At 69.3% G+C, this 17451-nt stretch carries 17 protein-coding genes; 9 read left to right on the forward strand and 8 right to left on the reverse strand.

The window, feature by feature from the left end; translation table 11 throughout:
• Window positions 1-191 precede the first annotated feature (191 nt).
• Window positions 192-1577 carry an NCS2 family permease gene (locus HWY45_RS27760; protein WP_059883630.1) on the forward strand — a complete coding sequence of 462 codons (1386 nt, stop codon included), beginning with the start codon at window positions 192-194 and terminating at the stop codon, window positions 1575-1577.
• A gap of 227 nt (window positions 1578-1804) precedes the next feature.
• Here the strand turns inward: HWY45_RS27760 and HWY45_RS27765 are convergent, their stop codons facing one another.
• Window positions 1805-2689 (reverse strand): LysR family transcriptional regulator, encoded by an 885-nt coding sequence (locus tag HWY45_RS27765; RefSeq protein WP_059883629.1) that lies wholly within the window; start codon window positions 2687-2689, stop codon window positions 1805-1807.
• A gap of 129 nt (window positions 2690-2818) precedes the next feature.
• On the opposite strand from HWY45_RS27765, the gene argC reads away from it, so the two are divergent.
• Window positions 2819-3748, forward strand: a complete 930-nt coding sequence (gene argC / locus HWY45_RS27770; RefSeq protein WP_059883628.1) for an N-acetyl-gamma-glutamyl-phosphate reductase — start codon at window positions 2819-2821, stop codon at window positions 3746-3748.
• Between the two features lie 99 nt (window positions 3749-3847).
• Window positions 3848-4231 (forward strand): DUF4377 domain-containing protein, encoded by a 384-nt coding sequence (locus HWY45_RS27775; RefSeq protein WP_059883627.1) that lies wholly within the window; start codon window positions 3848-3850, stop codon window positions 4229-4231.
• 17 nt (window positions 4232-4248) lie between these two features.
• Here the strand turns inward: HWY45_RS27775 and HWY45_RS27780 are convergent, their stop codons facing one another.
• The 3 genes from HWY45_RS27780 to HWY45_RS27790 all read right to left on the reverse strand — a co-directional run bounded on the left by HWY45_RS27780 (window position 4249) and on the right by HWY45_RS27790 (window position 7262).
• A complete protein-coding gene (locus HWY45_RS27780; protein WP_059564343.1) occupies window positions 4249-5115 on the reverse strand; it encodes a LysR family transcriptional regulator in 867 nt (288 codons plus the stop codon).
• A gap of 107 nt (window positions 5116-5222) precedes the next feature.
• Window positions 5223-5657 (reverse strand): hypothetical protein, encoded by a 435-nt coding sequence (locus tag HWY45_RS27785; protein WP_059883626.1) that lies wholly within the window; start codon window positions 5655-5657, stop codon window positions 5223-5225.
• A 246-nt stretch (window positions 5658-5903) separates the two neighbouring features.
• Window positions 5904-7262: an NAD(P)/FAD-dependent oxidoreductase gene (locus HWY45_RS27790; RefSeq protein WP_059883625.1), complete on the reverse strand. Its 1359-nt coding sequence runs from the start codon at window positions 7260-7262 to the stop codon at window positions 5904-5906.
• A 100-nt stretch (window positions 7263-7362) separates the two neighbouring features.
• On the opposite strand from HWY45_RS27790, the gene HWY45_RS27795 reads away from it, so the two are divergent.
• The 3 genes from HWY45_RS27795 to HWY45_RS27805 all read left to right on the forward strand — a co-directional run bounded on the left by HWY45_RS27795 (window position 7363) and on the right by HWY45_RS27805 (window position 10692).
• The gene (locus tag HWY45_RS27795; RefSeq protein WP_059808996.1) at window positions 7363-8316 is read left to right on the forward strand and encodes a LysR family transcriptional regulator; all 954 of its coding nucleotides are present in this window, start codon (window positions 7363-7365) and stop codon (window positions 8314-8316) included.
• A 112-nt stretch (window positions 8317-8428) separates the two neighbouring features.
• Entirely contained in the window at window positions 8429-9691 is a 1263-nt protein-coding gene (locus HWY45_RS27800) for an MFS transporter (RefSeq protein ID WP_059883624.1), read from the forward strand.
• 74 nt (window positions 9692-9765) lie between these two features.
• Window positions 9766-10692, forward strand: a complete 927-nt coding sequence (locus HWY45_RS27805) for a LysR family transcriptional regulator (protein WP_059883623.1) — start codon at window positions 9766-9768, stop codon at window positions 10690-10692.
• A gap of 14 nt (window positions 10693-10706) precedes the next feature.
• Here the strand turns inward: HWY45_RS27805 and HWY45_RS27810 are convergent, their stop codons facing one another.
• Window positions 10707-10964, reverse strand: a complete 258-nt coding sequence (locus HWY45_RS27810; RefSeq protein ID WP_059883622.1) for a hypothetical protein — start codon at window positions 10962-10964, stop codon at window positions 10707-10709.
• A 129-nt stretch (window positions 10965-11093) separates the two neighbouring features.
• On the opposite strand from HWY45_RS27810, the gene HWY45_RS27815 reads away from it, so the two are divergent.
• Window positions 11094-11975: a helix-turn-helix domain-containing protein gene (locus HWY45_RS27815; protein WP_059883621.1), complete on the forward strand. Its 882-nt coding sequence runs from the start codon at window positions 11094-11096 to the stop codon at window positions 11973-11975.
• A 34-nt stretch (window positions 11976-12009) separates the two neighbouring features.
• On the opposite strand, the gene HWY45_RS27820 is transcribed toward HWY45_RS27815, so the two are convergent.
• Entirely contained in the window at window positions 12010-13245 is a 1236-nt protein-coding gene (locus HWY45_RS27820; protein ID WP_059883620.1) for an NADH:flavin oxidoreductase/NADH oxidase family protein, read from the reverse strand.
• A gap of 68 nt (window positions 13246-13313) precedes the next feature.
• On the opposite strand from HWY45_RS27820, the gene HWY45_RS27825 reads away from it, so the two are divergent.
• Window positions 13314-13790, forward strand: a complete 477-nt coding sequence (locus HWY45_RS27825) for a MerR family transcriptional regulator (protein WP_059883619.1) — start codon at window positions 13314-13316, stop codon at window positions 13788-13790.
• A gap of 42 nt (window positions 13791-13832) precedes the next feature.
• Here the strand turns inward: HWY45_RS27825 and HWY45_RS27830 are convergent, their stop codons facing one another.
• Window positions 13833-15050 carry an MFS transporter gene (locus HWY45_RS27830; RefSeq protein WP_059883618.1) on the reverse strand — a complete coding sequence of 406 codons (1218 nt, stop codon included), beginning with the start codon at window positions 15048-15050 and terminating at the stop codon, window positions 13833-13835.
• 95 nt (window positions 15051-15145) lie between these two features.
• Between HWY45_RS27830 and HWY45_RS27835 the strand changes: the two genes are divergently transcribed.
• Window positions 15146-16051: a LysR substrate-binding domain-containing protein gene (locus tag HWY45_RS27835; RefSeq protein ID WP_059883617.1), complete on the forward strand. Its 906-nt coding sequence runs from the start codon at window positions 15146-15148 to the stop codon at window positions 16049-16051.
• 24 nt (window positions 16052-16075) lie between these two features.
• Here the strand turns inward: HWY45_RS27835 and HWY45_RS27840 are convergent, their stop codons facing one another.
• On the reverse strand, window positions 16076-17284 hold the full coding sequence (locus tag HWY45_RS27840; protein ID WP_059883616.1) for an MFS transporter: 1209 nt from the start codon (window positions 17282-17284) through the stop codon (window positions 16076-16078).
• Between the last annotated feature and the right edge of the window lie 167 nt (window positions 17285-17451).

A 17451-nucleotide genomic window follows, 5' to 3' on the forward strand; every position in this document is an offset into this window, starting at 1 on the left:
AGATGACGGGGCTCGCAGGCAAGCGCGCCGCACGGCGCGTACCCCTTCCGCCGACGCCCCCGAAGCGCCGAGACGCACAACGGCTCGCCCGTCCCCACGACGTTGCCGAACCCACCATTAGATTAGATACGAGACAAACCTGACGACGGCCCACGGCGGCCGTTTCAGCATGCTGATAAAGGAGCAAGCTCATGAGTGATACCCCGGTGCAGCCGGTCGCCGGCGTCGGCGCGGAAGCAGAGTTCGGCGCCAAGGGCGTCGTCGATCGATACTTCGGCATTTCCGCGCGGGGCAGCACGCAGCGCCGCGAAATCGTCGCGGGTATCACCACGTTCCTGGCGATGGTCTATTCGGTGTTCGTCGTGCCCGGCATGTTCGGCAAGGCCGGCTTCGACACGAGCGCCGTGTTCGTCGCCGTCTGCCTGACGACCGCGTTCGGCTCGCTGCTGATGGGCCTGTGGGCCAGGCTGCCGATCGCGATCGGCTGCGCGATCTCGCTGACCGCGTTCACCGCGTTCGGCCTCGTGCTCGGCAAGGGCCTGCCGCCCACGGTCGCGCTCGGCGCGGTGTTCCTGATGGGGCTCGTGTTCACCGGCATTTCGGTGACCGGCGTGCGCTCGTGGATCCTGCGCAACCTGCCCGCGGGCGTCGCGCACGGCACGGGGATCGGCATCGGCCTGTTCCTGCTGCTGATCGCGTCGAACGACGTCGGCCTCGTCGTCAAGAACCCGGGCGCCGGCCTGCCGGTGTCGCTCGGCCAGATCACCGCGCTGCCGGTGATCATGTCGGTGATCGGCCTCGCCGCGATCTTCGGGCTGGAAAAGCGCCGCGTGCCGGGCGGCATCCTGCTGGTCGTGATCGCGATCTCGGTGTTCGGCCTCGCGTTCGATCCGGGCGTGAAGTTCCGCGGCGTGTTCGCGCTGCCTTCGCTGAGCGCGCCGGGCCACGCGTCGCTGATCGGCGCGATGGACATCAGGGGCGCGCTGTCGCTCGCGGTGCTGCCGAGCGTGCTGGCGCTCGTGATGACCGCCGTGTTCGACGCGACCGGCACGATCCGCGCGGTCGCGGGGCAGGCGGGCCTGCTCGACGAGAACGGCCGCATCATCAACGGCGGCCGCGCGCTCACTGCGGATTCGGTGAGCTCGATCTTCTCCGGCTTTCTCGGCGGCGCGCCGGCGGCGGCCTACATCGAGTCGAGCGTCGGCGTCGCGGCCGGCGCGAAGTCGGGCCTCGCGGCCGCGGTGGTCGGCCTGCTGTTCCTGGTCGTGATGTTCTTCTCGCCGCTCGCGGGGCTCGTGCCGTCGTATGCGACCGCGCCGGCGCTGATGTACGTCGGGCTGCTGATGCTGGGCAGCGTGAGCAAGCTGCACATGGACGACATGGTCGACGCGATGTCCGGCCTGGTGTGCGCGGTGTTCATCGTGCTGACCGCCAACATCGTGACGGGCATCATGCTCGGCTTCTCGACGCTCGTGATCGGGCGCATCGCGAGCGGCGAGGTGCGCAAGCTCAACGTCGGCACCGTCGCGATCGCGGTCGTGCTCGTCGTGTTCTATCTGGGCGGCTGGGCGATCTGAGCGGCATCGACAACGGCGTTGTTTCCTCCGCCATCATCATCGTTGGTGGTCTCCTGGCCCGGGAGCTTCGGTTTCCGGGCTTTTTTTGGACTCTTCGCGGATTTTCGTGGATGCTGCCGTTCGACCCGGCCTGGTCAGTCAATATCAACAAACCGGCCATTCGTTCGTCGTGGCGTGCAAAAAGGCGGGTCCCGGCGAGCATGAACCAAAGCGGAAAATGGCGGCGCCTACGCCAATCGCAGATCCCACAACACATCGAGTACGTGTTTTGTGGAACGCTCGATGTGCCCCGCGCGATGGGCGATGCCGAGCCGACGCCACAACGCCGGGCGCAGCGGACGCATGACGATGCGCTCGTCGGGTAATGGCGTAGCGGCCTCATGAGGCAACAGCGCGGCGCCGTAACCTGCCGCTACCAGGCTCTTGATTGCGTCGTTGTAGTTGAGCTGAATGCGCGGCGCAGGATGGTGCCCACCGGCCGCGAACCACTCCGTAGTCAGACGCGAGAGACGCGTGGTCGTGTCGTTGAGAATGAGCGGTTGGGCGGCGAGCCATTCAGGCGTGACGCGGGCCGGACACCGCCAATGCGCCGGCACGAAGGCCATCACGGGGTCGCGGCGCCAAGGCTTTATCGCGAGTCCGGCCACCGGAGGCTGAGGCAGTGCGACCAGCCCGACATCCAGCGTTCCATCCGCCAGTCGGGACAGCGTTTCATGTGAAGTGAGGACTGCCACCTGAACGTCGATACCGGGATGGTGCTGGCGCAGCACCTCGAGCGCTTGCGGCAACAGGTGTGCGATAGCGCCGGTAGATGCACCGAGCCGCACGCGCCCTCCGAGCCCCTGCACCTGGCGTTCGACGTCGTCCAACGCCCGCTCCGCATCGGCCAGCAGTCGACGCGCGCGCTCCACCAGCACCTCGCCTATCGCCGACGGCCTGACATGTCCTCGCTTGCGTGACAGGAGTGGCGCCCCAATGCGGCCTTCGAGTTCAGCGATGTGGAGGCTGACCGTTGGCGGCGCGAGGTGCAATGCACGCGCTGCATCGGCAAACGAGCCACGGTCGGCAATGGCGACCAGAGTGCGCAAGCGGTCCAGGCTGATCTCTCGCATGTCGGCGTCCCGATTCAGAAAAACTGAATATATCCGTTATGAAATTCAACTTTCTCTATTCTGGCGGCCCGTTGAACATAGGGGCTCGTTCTATCCATTACAACCTGAAGTCAGCGGAGTATTCCACGTATGAGCTCTCCCGTTGTTTTCATCGATGGCGACCAGGGCACCACCGGGTTGCAGATACACGAACGGCTGCGCAACCGGACCGACCTCAGACTGGTCACGCTTGCCGCTGCAGAACGCAAAGATCCGCGGCGTCGCGCAGAAGCCATCAACGCCTGCGACATTGCCATCCTCTGTTTGCCCGATGCCGCCGCGCGCGAGGCCGTGGACTTCATCGTCAATCCTGCCGTCAGAGTCATCGACGCAAGCTCCGCCCACCGCACGCATGCGGACTGGACATACGGCTTTCCGGAAATGACGGCGGGACAGGCCGAACGCATTGCGAACGCACGACGGGTTACCAATCCCGGTTGCTATCCGACCGGTGCAATCGGCTTGCTGCGCCCTCTGTTGCAAGCCGGGCTTATACCGGACAACTACCCGGTGAGCATTCATGCGGTATCCGGCTACTCCGGACGCGGGCGTGCCGGCGTGGAGGAACATGAGCGGCAGGGTGCCGTCAACGCGCCTGCATACCAGGTTTATGGTCTGGAACTCGCGCACAAGCACCCCCCGGAAATCCAGCAGCACGCGTGCCTCGCGCAGCGTCCCGTCTTCGTCCCCGCGTATGGCGCGTTCTGCCAGGGCATCGTGCTGACGGTGCCTCTGGCGTTGCGGCTGCTGGCGCCCGATGTGGACGGCGCCACGTTACACGCATGCCTTGCACGCCACTATGCCGAGGCGGCCCACGTCCATGTCTTGCCGCTGGACGAATCGTGCGCCTTGAAGCACCTTGATCCGCAAGCGCTGAATGGTACGAACGACATGCGCTTGAGCGTATTTCCCAACATGGAGCACGGGCACGTCCTGCTGTCCGCGGTTTTCGACAATCTTGGCAAAGGCGCATCCGGTGCCGCGGTTCAGAACCTGAACCTGATGCTCTCGCAGCAATAGTCGTCGATGGCTCGAGCTGAAGTTCGGCTGCCTCCGTACCGGAACCTGCGCGCAGGCGCGCAGTCAGATGCCTTTTCAAACCGCAAGGTAGAGAGTCGAATGAATCGAATTATTCGCGCGATCACGCTGACGGCTACGCTGGCCGGTGCCGCCGCACTCGCCGCTTGTGAAACCCGCGGAGGCAACGTGCAGGCATCCACCACCGGTCCGGCGGACGGCCAACCGGTCACGAAAACCGTCTACGTCGCGCCGAAGACGGCGCGCTGCGTCGGCGTCGCGCCGATGGAGTGCCTGCAGGTGCGCGACCACCCGGACGGCGCATGGAGCCTGTGGTACGCGGGCATCGAAGGCTTCGACTTCAAGCCGGGCTTCCGCTACGAACTACAGATCGACGAATACAAGGTTGCGCAGCCGCCGGCCGACGGCTCGTCGATTCGCTGGGTGCTGAAGCGCGTCGTGTCGCGCGTGCCGGCGAGCGAGTGACGCGCAGGGGCCGGCCGCTATCCGCCGAACGCGGCGACGATCTCGTCGATCGTCACGCGAATCCGCGCGGTGTGCCGCAGGTCCTGATGCGTGACGAGCCAGATCTCGTATCGCGCATCGCCCGAACGGTCGGGCCAGATCCGCACGAGGCCGTCGCGTTCGCCCATCGGCACCGGTATCTCGCAGATGCCGAGCCCGGCCTTCATCGCCGCACGCAGCGTCAGGTTGGTGTTCAGCCGCGCGACGATGCGGCCGCCCGCCAGCGGCTCGCCGACGAAGGCGGGCACGGCCATCTTCGCGAGGTGCGGCTGGTACACGACGAGATCGTGCCCGGCGAACCGCTCGCCCGGCACCGGTTCGCCGTGGCGCCGCACGTAGTCGCGCGACGCGAACAGCCCCGTTTCCCAGCTCGCGAGACGGCGGGCGAGCAGGTCCGGATTGCGCGGCTTTACGGTGCGGATCGCGATGTCGGCTTCGCGCTTCGCGAGGTTGAGGACTTGCGTGGTCGTGTCGAGCATCACCGACACGTCCGGATGCTTCGCATGCAGGCGCTCGATCGCGGGCATCACGAATTCCTGCGCGAGCGCGTCGGTGGTCGACAGCTTCACCTCACCGGCGAGCCGCTTGTCCACGCCTTGCGCATGACGCACGAGATCGTGCGCGGATTGCTCCATGGCCTCGGCCGCGCGAATCGCGATCTTGCCGACGGGCGTCAGCGCATAGCCGTTCGACGTGCGCAGGAACAGCGTCGCGCCGAGCGCGTGCTCGAGCGCGGCGAGCCTGCGGCCCACGGTGGCCTGGTCGATGTCGAGTGCGCGCGCGGCGGCGCGTAACGTGCGTTCCCGATGCAGCGCGACGAAAACGCGTGCGTCGTCCCAATTCATGTGGCCCCCGGCATGATGCAAATTCGCATCATACGGCCGGCCGTTCTGCGCGTGTCAAGCGCGCGGTGCGCACGCGCCGGTGCGGCGGGCGGCCTGTTTCCTTCCGTTCAGCAATGACCCAGCGGCGCGGCCGTGCGCGCGACGTCGGCGATCCGCACGCTGCGGGACATACCGTAAACCTCGGCCTCCCGGCGTTCCGGCTCGCTGCTGGCCACCACCGCCGCGCATTCGCGCGGCACGCCGAGCGCCTGCAGCGCGACGTCGAACGGATGCTGGCTTGCGCCGACGGGCGCCTGGCGCGCATCCGCGACGACCACCGAGAAGCGGTCGAGGCTCGCCGAGCCGAACTGCCCCTCGAACATCGCGCTGAGCCGCGACGCGGGCAACGTCGTGACGAGGCCGAGGCGGTAGCCCTGCGCCGAAGCGTGGTCGAGCCACTGCTTGATCGTCTCGCGCTGCTGCTGTGATTCCCGCGAGTCCGGCGTTGCTTCGATCTGTTCAAACGCTGCGTCGAGTCTGGTGACGATGGCTTCGATGACCACGGGAATGTCCTCTCCAAGGAAGTGACGATCCGCCCGCTGACGGGAAAGCCACACCTTAGCTTCGAAACGGAATACAGAACCAATTAATCTTTTTAGCCGATTCATAGGATTCCGCTAATACGTTCGTTCGAGCGTCGATCATGGTGCACGGACATCGGCATCCCGCACAGGATCGGTGCGCATATCGGGCCGCGCGGGCGCGATATGCGACGCATGCGCGCCGCGCATGCGTCGCATGCGTGTGGCTCAATGCAGCTTGATCGACGGCTGGTTGCGGCTTTGCAGCCAGTGGCCGAGTGCCTGCAGCAGTGCGCGCGTCACGCCGTGCACGCTGAACAGGTGCTTGCGATAGAGGAACTTGTACAAGCCGCTCGCGGCGGGACCGTCGACGATCAGCGAACGCGAGCGCACGCCGAATTCCGTCTGGAACATCGCGCCGGCCTGCCCGAGCGACACGACGGTGCCCGCGTCGTGGAACGTGAAGCCTGCGACCGGCTTGCCGGCCAGGCGGCGCGCGAACGCCTGGCTCAGATACACGGCCTGCTGGTGCGCGACCTGCGCGCGCGGCGGCAGGAAGCCGTGCGCGCCGGCCGTCGGGCACGCCGCGCAGTCACCGAATGCATACACGTGCGGATCGTCCGGCGTCTGCAACGTGTCGGTCACGATCACCTGGTTCGCGCGGTTGAGCGCGACGCCGCCGATCAGCCGCAGCATCGCCGGGCCGGCCACGCCCGCGGCCCACAGCGTGATGTCGCTCGCGAGCCGCTCGCCCGTCGCGGTCGTGACCGCGTCCGGCCCGACTTCCGCCACGCGGGTGTCGGTCAGCACGTCGACGTGCAACTGCGCCAGTTGGGCTTGCGTGCGCGCGGAGATCCGTTCGTCCAGCACCGGCAGCACGCGCGGCGCGCCTTCGATCAGGCGAATGCGGACGTCGCGATCGGGCGTCAGCGCCTTGAAGCGGTACGCGGCGAGCTGGTTGCTCGCGTGCCGGAGCGCGGCGGCCAGCTCCACGCCGGTCGCGCCCGCGCCGATCACGTTGATCCACACCGGCGGCGCGGGCTGCTCGGGCTGCCGTTGCGCGAGATGATCGGCCTTCGCGCACGCGGCGAGAAACTTCCTGCGGAAATCCTCGGCCTGCTCGACGTTCTCGAGCGGCAGCGCATGGCGGGCCGCGCCCGGCACGTTGAAGAAATTCGTCACGCTGCCCACCGCGAGCACCAGGTCGTCGTAATGCACGTCGCGCTGCGGCAGGATTTCCGAGCCGTCGGCGTCGAGCACGGCGCCGATCGTCGCGACGCGTTGCGCGCGATCCACGTATTGCAGGTCGCCCTGGACGAACTGGAAACCATGGCGCTTCGCCTGCGCCGCATACTCGATCGTGTGGCTCGCCGGGTCGCGATGGCCGGACGCCGCTTCGTGCAGCAGCGGCTTCCAGAAATGCGTCGGAAACCGGTCGACGAGCACGACTTCCGCCAGGCCGCGCCGGCCCACGGTGTCGCCGAGGCGCGTCGCCAGTTGCAGGCCGCCGGCGCCGCCGCCGACGATCACGATGCGCGGCGCACGCGTGGCGTGCGCCGCTGCGGGGGGTGAGAGAGTGTTGGCCATGGGATGCTCCACGCGGGTTTCGTTTCGGATGACAGATTTCGAGATACGACGATATAGTTTCGAATCGGCTAAGACAATTTAATGTTTATAAGCGACTCATATGTATTCACTTATCGGAAAGACCGCCACCTTCCGGCAGTTGAAGGCGCTGGACATGGTCGCGCGGCTGGGCAGCGTGTCGCGCGCGGCGGAGGAGCTGAACCTCACGCAGCCGGCCGTGTCGCTGCAGATCCGGCTGCTGGAGCAGGCGGTGGGCGCGGCGCTGCTGCAGCGGGTGGGGCGCGGCGTCGAGCTGACCGCGGCCGGCGAGATCGTCGCCCGCTATGCGCGCGAGATCCTGCATCTGTGGAGCGAGGCGGGCGACGAGGTGGCGGCGCTCACGGGCGAGCTCGGCGGCACGCTGCGGATCGGCGCGATCACCACGGCGGAATACCTGATCCCGCCGCTGCTGGTGAAGTTCACCGCGACGCGCCCGCACGTGAAGACGTACTTCAAGGTCGGCAACCGCGAGGACATCATCCGCATGCTCGCCACGCATGAAATCGATCTCGCGGTGATGGGCAGCCCGCCGAAGGAGCTGCGCACGCATGCGGTCGAGTTCGCGAAGCATCCGATGGTGTTCGTCGCGTCGCCCGCGCATCCGTTGATGCAGCGCAAGCGCGTGTCGCTGAAGGATCTCGAATCGGCGCACCTGCTGGTGCGCGAGCGCGGCGCCGGCACGCGCACCACCGTGGAAAGCCTGTTCAAGTCGTCGGGCCACAAGTTTCATGTGGGCTCCGAACTGTCGAGCAACGAGGCGATCAAGCAGATGGCCGAGGCCGGGCTCGGCGTCGCGTTCCTGTCGCTGCACGCCTGCGCGCTCGAGCTGCGCACCGGGCTGCTGGGCCAGCTGCCGTATCCCGGCAACCCGATCGAGCGCGAATGGGTGGTGGTGACGCTCGCCGACCGGCGCATCTCGCAGGTGACGGGGCTGTTCCGCGACTTCCTGATCAAGCAGGGCGCGCCCGTCATCGACGGCGCGACCGTCGCGTTGCACGAGCGGCGGCGCAAATGACGCGCGCGGCGCCGGTCATCGGTTTCGCCGATGACTGAGATCGCCTCGCCGCCCCTACTCGCGCGCACGGCCGGCGGCTACGGTGACGGCAACGTCACTGCCGAGGCCACTCATGTCCAAGCTGAACCTGAAACTGCTGGGCCCCTGCCTGCTCGCGATCGCGATCGACGCGATGGGCTTCGGGCTCGCGTATCCGATCATGGCGGCGATCTTCGCCGACCCGCACGCGGGCGTGATCGGCGCCGATACGCCCGCGCATCTGCGCAACTTCTACCTGGGGCTCGGATACGGGATCTATCCGTTCTTCATGTTCTTCGGCTCGTCGCTGATGGGCGAGCTGTCCGACGGCTACGGCCGCCGCAGAATCCTGCTGCTGTGCGTGTTCGGCCTCGCGCTCGGCTACCTGCTGATGGCGCTCGGCGCGCTGCTGCCGAGCATCGCGCTGCTGCTCGCGGGGCGCGCGCTCAGCGGCCTGATGGCCGGCTGCCAGGGCATCGCGCAGGCCGCGATCGCCGACTTGAGCACGCCGGAGAACAAGGCGGTCAACATGAGCATCATGTCGGTCGCGTTCAGCGCGGGCGTGATCGTCGGCCCCGTGCTCGGCGGCGTCACCTCGGATCGCACGATCGCGCCGTTCTTCAACTACGGCACGCCGTTCCTGCTGGTCGCCGCGCTGTCCGTTGCGTGCGGGCTGTGGGTGCTGCGCTGTCATCGCGATGCGCTCGCGCCGGCCGGCGGCGCGCGGGTCGACCTGCTGCTGCCGGTGCGGATCGTCTGCGAGGCCGCGCTGCACGGCCGCATCGCGTGCCTGTCGGCCGTGTTCTTCCTGATGCAGGTCGGCTACGGCCTGTACCTGCAGACGATCATGCTGGTGCTGCAGACGCGCTTCCAGTACACGAGCGCGCAGCTCGGCCTGTTCAGCGGCCTGATCGGCGTGTGCTTCGTGTTCGGGCTCGTGGTGGTCGTGCGGCGGATGCTGAGGACGTCGGGCGTCGTCGAGATCGCGAAGACGGGGCTGCTCGTCGCCGGCCTCGGCCAGCTCGCGTCGGCGCTGTTCCCGCACGAAGGCGTGCTGTGGGGGCTCGGCATGCTGGTCGGCTGCTTCGACATGGTCGCGTACACGACGATGTACACGGCCTATTCGGACGCCGTCGACGAGGGGCGGCAGGGCTGGGCGCTCGGTGTCGCCGGCTCGGTGATGGCGATCGCGTGGGTCGTCACGGGCGTGCTCACGAACCTGCTGCCGGTGCTGGGCGAGCTCGGCCTGCTGGCGACGGGCGGCCTGAGCTTCATCGCGAGCTATGTCGTGATGACCTTGTATGGCCGCCGATGGCGCGCGCCGGCCGTGCGCATCGGCGCGCGCGCGTACGACTAGCGCCGGCGCGCTCAGCGCGTATAGTGCGCGGGCAGGGCGCGCGCGGCCTGCGCCGTTTCATCACCGGGGAACCTATGGACTTGCTAGCTGCGATGCGCATCTTCGTGCGGGTCGTCGAGCGCGGAAACCTGTCGAGAGCCGCGAAGGATCTCGGCCTCGGCCAGCCGGCCGTCAGCGAGCGCATCGAGCGGCTCGAGCGCCATCTCGGCGTGCGGCTGCTCCTGCGCAGCACGCGCGCGGTGTCGTGCACGGACGACGGCGCGCGGTTCTATCAGAAGAGCAAGGTCGTGCTCGACGCGGCGGACGAAGCGCAGGCCGCGGTGACGCATGGCGGCGACGCCGTGCGCGGGCGCATCCGGATCGCCGCGCCGCACGGGATCGGCGAGGTCGTGCTGCCCGCCCCGATGACCGCGCTGCGCGCACGCTACCCCGACCTGCGCGTCGACCTCGTGTTGAACGACGACGTCATCGACCCGGTGACCGAAGGCGTCGATATTTCGCTGCGGCTCGGCGCGTTGCGCGACGGCGGCTTCGTCGCGCGCCGGCTCGGCCATGTGCGCCGCGTGCTGGTTGCCGCGCGTTCTTACGTCGACACGCACGGCGCGCCGGACAGCCCCGCCGATCTCGCCGCGCATCCGTTCATACGCGTGGCGGGGCTGTTCGCCGACGGCCTGCTGCATTTCGCGCAGGCGGCGGACGCGGTGCGGCCCGCGCCGATCGATATCGTCTTCAGCGCGAGCCATTGGCGCCCGGCGTACGAGATGCTGCTCGGCGGCGCGGGCATCGGCGTGCTTCAGGAGCCGGTGTGCCGCGACGCGCTGGCGGACGGGCGGCTCGTCGAGCTGCTGCCGGGCCATGCGGTGCCCGGGTTCGACCTGCACGCGCTGTATCCGGTCGCGCGGCCGGTGCCGTCGAGGACGCGGGCCGTGATGGCGATCCTCGAAGCGCATCTGCAGCAGGCGCTGACGGAATCGCGGTCGCCCGCCGCAGCGAATGCCTGAAGCGCGCCCGCCGCTCAGACGAGCCCGAAATCGTCGTTGCTGTCGGGAATCGAGGCCAGCAACTGCGTGAAGCGGCGCCACGCGGCGATGCCGGGCATGCGCGCGGCGACTGCTGCGCACACGGTGCTGATGGTGGTGCCGGCACCGGTTCGTGAGGCAGGCGTGCGCAGCGCGGCGGCCGCCGTTTGCCGGGAGCAGCAAGCGTGCATGGCGAGCTCCGGAAGAGTCGGAATGCGCCGATCGTAGCGCGCGGCACGCGCATCGACGCGCATGTCCGGATCGCCGAGAACAGGAACGGATGATCCTTTTCGGCGGCGCCGGGCATGACGCGCCGACGGCAAGCGCGCGCACTGAAACGGCGGCACAATGCGCATTCGATTCGCGACTTGAGAGGGGATGCGATGAGCGATGCGACCCTGGCCGCGCACCCGGCCGCCGGCGTGCCGGTGATCCTGCGTTCCAGCGCCGAACGCGGGTGGCAAGGCTTCGGCGCGGCGCTGCTCGGCATTCGCGCGGGCACGTACCGGGTTCCGGCGGCCGACGACCACCGCGTCGGCGTGCACGTCGGCGCGCCGGTCCGCGCGAATTGTTCTTGCGACGGCAGCCGGCAGGCGCGCATCCAGGCGCACGGCGACGCCGACGTGATTCCCGCCGGGCTCCCCGGCCGCTGGACCGACGACGGCGACTGCCGGATCCTGCGCATTTCGATCAGCGACGCGTTCGCGCGCGCGACCTTCGACCAGCTGGAACTCAAGCCGTCACAGGCGCAGATCCGCTGCCGCATGCAGGTGCGCGATCCGCGGCTGCAGCACATCGCATGGGCGCTGTCCGCCGAGCTGGAGGCGGACGATGCGTCGGATCCGCTCTATGCGGAAAGCCTGTGCACGGCGCTGGTCGCGCGGCTTGCCGACGCCGCGCCGTCGTTTCGCGGCCGGCGGCACGCGCTCGCGCCGAAGGCCGCCGCGCGCGTGATCGACTACATCGAGGATCATCTCGACCAGCGTCTGACGCTGTCCGAACTTGCCGCGCTGGCGGCCATCAGCGTCCCGCATTTCAAGGTGCTGTTTCGCGAAACGCTCGGCATGCCCGTGCACCGCTACGTCGTGCAGCGGCGCGTCGAGCGCGCGAAGGCGCTGCTGCTCGAAGGCCGGCTCAGCGTCGGCCAGGTCGCGCTCGAGGCCGGGTTCGCGCACCAGAGCCATCTGGCTAGCTGGATGAACCGGCTGCTCGGCGTGACGCCGCGCGAGATTGCCCGGTCGGGCGCGCAGCACGCGGACGCGTGAGCGTTGCCTTCCGCGCGACGCATCCGGCCGCGCATCACGCGCGCGCCGGGCTCCACTGTCGATACCGCTGCGTCAGCTTGCGCATGCGCAGCTGGTCGAGCACGAGCGTCAACACCGCCGAATATCGGCGACGCGGCCGGCGTCCGGCCGCGATCGCGCGCAGGCGGCGCTTGACGAGCGCCATCGTGGCGAGCCCCGCGGCGGCCTTGTCGCGCCACCGGACATGCACGCCCGGCGCGTCGATCGCCTGGCCGCTGCGCCAGCGAGTCGGCAGGTCGGGCACGCACGCGAGCGCGGTGGCCATGCCGACCACCGCGACCCCTTCGGCGAGCACCGATTCGGCGACCGCCTGCCGGCGTATGCCGCCCGTCGTCATCACCGGCATCGTCGCGACGGCGGCGATGTCGCGCGCGAACGTCAGGAAATACGCTTCGCGGGCGAGCGTGCGGCCGTCCGCGGTGCGGCCTTGCATCGCCGGGCTTTCGTAGCTGCCGCCGGACAGCTCGACGAGATCGACGGCCTCGTCGTTGAGCCAGCGCACGATCTGCTTCGCATCGTCCTCGGAGAAGCCGCCGCGCTGGAAATCCGCGGAATTGAGCTTGACCGCGACGCCGAAGGTCCTGCCGACACGCGCGCGCACCGCGCGCACGATGGCCAACAGCAGTCGCGCGCGATGTTCCAGCGAGCCGCCCCAGTCGTCGCGGCGGCGGTTGGTCAGCGGCGACAGGAATTGCGACAGCAGGTAACCGTGCGCGGCATGGATCTGCACGCCGTCGAAGCCGGCCGCTTCGGCCGCCACGGCGGTATCGGCGAAGCGCTGGATCACCTCGTGGATCTCGGCCGCGGTCATTTCGCGCGGCGTCGCGAACAGCTTGCTGTGCTTGCCGAGATCGAGCGCCACGGCGGACGGCGCCCACGCCTCCCGGCCCATCGCCGCCATCACCTGCCGCCCCGGGTGGTTGATCTGCATCCACACGCGCGCACCGTGCGCCCGCGCGGCGGCCGCCCACGCGCGGAACGGCTCGAGCGGCGTGTTCCGCTCCAGCACGACGCCGCCCGGGCCCGTCAGCGCGCGGGCGTCGACCATCACGTTGCCGGTGATCAGCAGCCCCGTCCCGCCCGCGCCCCATGCGGCATAGAGGCGCCGCAGCGCGTCGCCGGGCAGCTGGCCGGCATCGGCGAGATTCTCCTCCATCGCGGCCTTCGCGATGCGGTTGGGCAGGGTGCTGCCATTGGGCAGCGTCAGCGGGGTAAAGAGGGAAGTCGTCATCGGATGACCTGTCTGGCGAATGCGATGTGCCTATACTAAGTTTCAAGTCAACTTGAAGGTCAAGCACGATGAAGATCGGAGAACTGGCCGCCCGGACCGGCATGACGACGTCCGCGATCCGCTTCTACGAACAGAGCGGGCTGCTGCCGCCGGCGGGACGGGGCCAGAACGGCTACCGGATCTACGACGAGGCCGCGGCCGAGCGGCTGCGGATGATCCAGCTCGCGCAGCGGCTCGGGTTCTCGCTGGTGGACATGCGCGCGGCGGCCGACGACATGGACGCGTTCTCGAAGGCGGGCCTGCTCGCCCGCCTCGACGCGCGCATGCGCGAGATCGACGCGATGCGCGCGCAACTGGACGGGCAACGGGCGGAACTGCACGCGATTCGCGCGACGCTCGAGGCCGAATGGGAGGCAGGGCAGTGCGTCAGCGTCGATCGCCTCGACCCGCCGGCCGACGCGCAGGCGGCCAAGCCGGGCCGCCGCCGGGCCGGGCGCGCGGCGCCCGCGCTCGAACAGGCGCGGCGCAGGAAGTCGGCCGGTTAGCGAGTGCCGAGCTAACGCCGTATCGGCGCCGCGACCGGATCGCTATCCGGGCTGCCGTTGCGCGCCGGCCCGGCCGGCGAGTGCCGCCGGGCCATCGTCGCCGGGCATGTTCGCGCGCCAGCCGAACCACACGAGCAGGCCGGCGAGCGCCTGCGCGGCCGCGATGAACGCGACGCAGCCGGCCCAGCCCCAGCGATGCCACGCAGGAACGGGCAGGATCGAACCGAGGCTGCCCCCGAAGTAATAGCAGGACAAATAGATGCCGATCGCCGTCGAGCGCGCGCCGGCCGCCTGCTGCGAGATGAACGCGTTCGCCGACGCCTGCTCGACGAACACCGCGGTGGAGCTGAGCGCGAGACCGGCCAGGATCACGGCGACGCTGTTCGACAGCGTCAGCAGCGCGCCGCCGATTGCGAGCAGCGCGGCGGCCAGCGCCAGATGCCGCGGCCCACGTTGCGCGGCGACCCGGCCCGCGAGCGGCGTGACGACGACGGCAACCAGAAACACCGCATAGATCGCGCCGATCGCGGCCGTGCCGAAGCCGAACGGCGCTTGCGCGAGCCGCAGGCCGACGAACGTGAAGGTGGCGACCTGCGACGCGAGCACGCACGCGCCGATCGCGAACGACGCGAGCAGCGGGCCGCGCGTCAGGCTCGCCCAGCCGGACGCGCGGGCGGCCGTCGCGCGCGAATGCAGGGCAGGCGAGGCATGCGGCGCCGGCAGGCACGCATGGATCGCGAGGCCGGCCGCGACACACAGCGCCGCGACGACGTCGAGCGCATGGCGCCAGCCCGCGACCGACGTGAGCGCATTGGTGACGAAGCGGCCCGCGAAACCGCCGAGCGTCGTGCCGGCGACGAACAGCGCGCTCACTTCCGTCGCCGCCTCGCGGCTGAACAGCTCGCCGATATAGGCGATCGCGATCGCGAAGATGAACGGCACCAGCACGCCCGCGGCGAACCGGGCCGCGAGGAACGACGGAAAGCTCGTCGCGTGCGCGGACCACGCGACCGGCAGCGCGACCGCCATCGCGGCGCACACGATCACGGTGCGGCGCGCGAAGCGCGCGGCGAGCGTGCCGACGAACGGAGCGATAATGGCGACGGCCAGCGTGGTGGCGCTGACGCCCTGGCCCGCGCGCTCCGCGCTCACGCCGAACGCCGCGGCGAGTTCGCGCAGGATGCCCTGGGTCGAATAGAGATTGAGAAAGGCGGCGAATCCGCACAGGAAGAAGGCGGTTCGGATCGTTCGGTGGTTCACGGATGATGCCCTGTCTGGTTCCCCGGACAGTCTGACGATCGCGCGGCCCGCGCGCCAATACCGATTTCGTCGCCATTGATACCGGAAAGACAAGAATGCTCGACCTGCGCCGCCTGCGCTATTTCGTGACCGTCGCGGACGAACTGCACTTCGGGCGCGCGGCGCTGCGCCTGCGCATCGCGCAGCCGCCGCTGACCCGCCATATCGCCGCGCTCGAGGCCGAGCTCGGCGTCCGGCTGTTCGAGCGCTCGACGCGCGCGGTGCGCCTCACGCCGGAAGGCGCGCTGTTCCTCGAACAGGCGTGCAGCGTGATCGACGCGGTCGGCGAGGCGGAGGCGACCGCGCGCAAGATGGCGCACGGGCTCGCCGGTCGCATCGTGATCGGCTATGCGAGTTCGATTCCGATGTCCGACGCGTTTCCGGATTGGGTGCGCCGCGCGAGCCGCAGCATGCCGGACGTGGAACTCGCGTTTCGCGAAGTGCCGACCACCGGCCAGCGGCAGCAGATCGCCGACGGCACGATGGACGTCGGCTTCGGCTGGGCCGCGGCGAATGCGCGTGACCTCGCGAACGACGCGCACGCGCGCATCCGCTCGCTCGTCGTTGCACAGGAGCCGCTCGTTGCCGCGGTGCCGGCGCACAGCCCTTATGCGAAGCGGGTGGATGTCGCATTCGCCGAGCTCGCCGCGGAGACGTTCGTGACGTTCCCGCCGGCGCTCGGTTCGGCGCTGAACGTCGCGCTGGAGGATCTGTGCGCGCAGGCGGGCGTCGTGCCGCGCGTGGGCGCGACCGCCGCGCAGATCACGACGCTGGTGTCGCTGGTCGCCGCCGAGCGCGGCGTCGCGATCGTGCCCGGCTTCACCGCGACGCTGCAACGCCCGGGCGTCGCGTACGTGCCGCTCGCCGCGCGCTACGTGGTCGACCAGATCGTGATGTGGCGCGAGCCGTTTGCGTCGGCGTGCATCGAGCGGTTCGTCGGGCTGGCGCAGGCGCCGGGTTAGTGCTCGCGCAGCCCGCGTCGGGCATCAGCGCTGCAGCCCCTTCTGCACGTACCACGACAGCGGCAGCGTCAGCAGCAGGAACGCCGCGAGCGCGATCAACGCGACGGGCACGCCCGCGAGGTCGCCGAGCCGGCCGAACACCACCGGCGCGAGCGCGCCGCCGCCGATGGTGCCCGTGTAGAACAGCGCGAACGCCTGGTCGCGCCGGCCGGGGCCGGCCAGTTCCGGCACCACGCCGTACAGCACCGACGACGTGCCGTTCAGCGCGAGCCCGAGCAGCGGCAGCATCGCCATCATCGCGACGAGCGGCGCGAACACCGCCAGCACGATCAGCAGCGACGTCGCGGATTCGGTCAGCCACACCGTCTTCATCATGCCGACGCGCGCGCCGAGATAGCCGCACAACAGCTTGCCGAACGCGCCGCCGACGAACAGCAGCGTCAGCGCGAGCCCGATGCCGGCCGTGCCGGCGCCCTTGCTTTTCAGCAGGAACGGCAGGAACGTGAGGAAGCCCATCCGCACCGCGCTGTCCAGCGTGCCGGTCGCGAGCAGCGCGCGCAGGCCGGCGGCCGAACCGTTGCCGGCCGCTGCGTTGGCGGCCTTCTCGCGCGCTGCGTGGGCGGTGCCGTTCGACGGAATCAGCCACCCCAGCAGCACCGCCGACACCACGCCGAGCACGCCGATCAGCGTGGCGCTCGTGCGCCACGTGACGACCGTCAGCAGCAGGCCGATCAGCCCCGGAATCAGCGTCTTGCCGATGTCGCCGGAGAAGTTGTATTGCGACAGCGCTTCCTTCACGCCGCCGCCGGCTTCGTACGCATCGGTGACCATCGACGATGCCAGCGGATGCTGCGTGCTCGCGCCGAGCCCGCCGAGCAGCAGCGCGATCAGCAGCACCGCGAGCCCGCCGGCCTGGCCCGCGACGAGATAGGCGAGGCCCGCGAGCGCGGTGCCGCCCACCAGCAGGCGCTTGCGCCCCCAGCGCCTGGCGGCGCGGCTCGCCAGCAGCTGGAAGCCGGCCATCGTGCCCGAATACGCGCCGCGCAACATCCCGATCTGCGCGTAGTTGATGCCGAATTGCGCCTGCCAGATCGGCAGCAGCACGTAGATGACGTCCGTCAGGCCGTCGTGCACCGCGTGCGCGCCGCAGGCGGCGATGAGCGAGCGGCGGCGCGCGGACGATGCAGATACGGGCGGCGCGGCGAAGGAGAGGTCGCCTTTCAGGTCGCTCATCGTTGTTCGGGTTCGGTGGGGCGAAAGCGTGTCATTTAATCAGAATTGTTCGGCACGCGCGCGGAAGGCACCGCGGCCGGCTCGATGCCGATGCAATCATCCTTGCCTGCTCGTTTCATCCGGACCTGCGCGCCGGCGCGGCCGGTGGTATCGACAATGGCCGCATG

Source organism: Burkholderia stagnalis, from assembly GCF_902830275.1.
GTDB lineage: Bacteria > Pseudomonadota > Gammaproteobacteria > Burkholderiales > Burkholderiaceae > Burkholderia > Burkholderia stagnalis.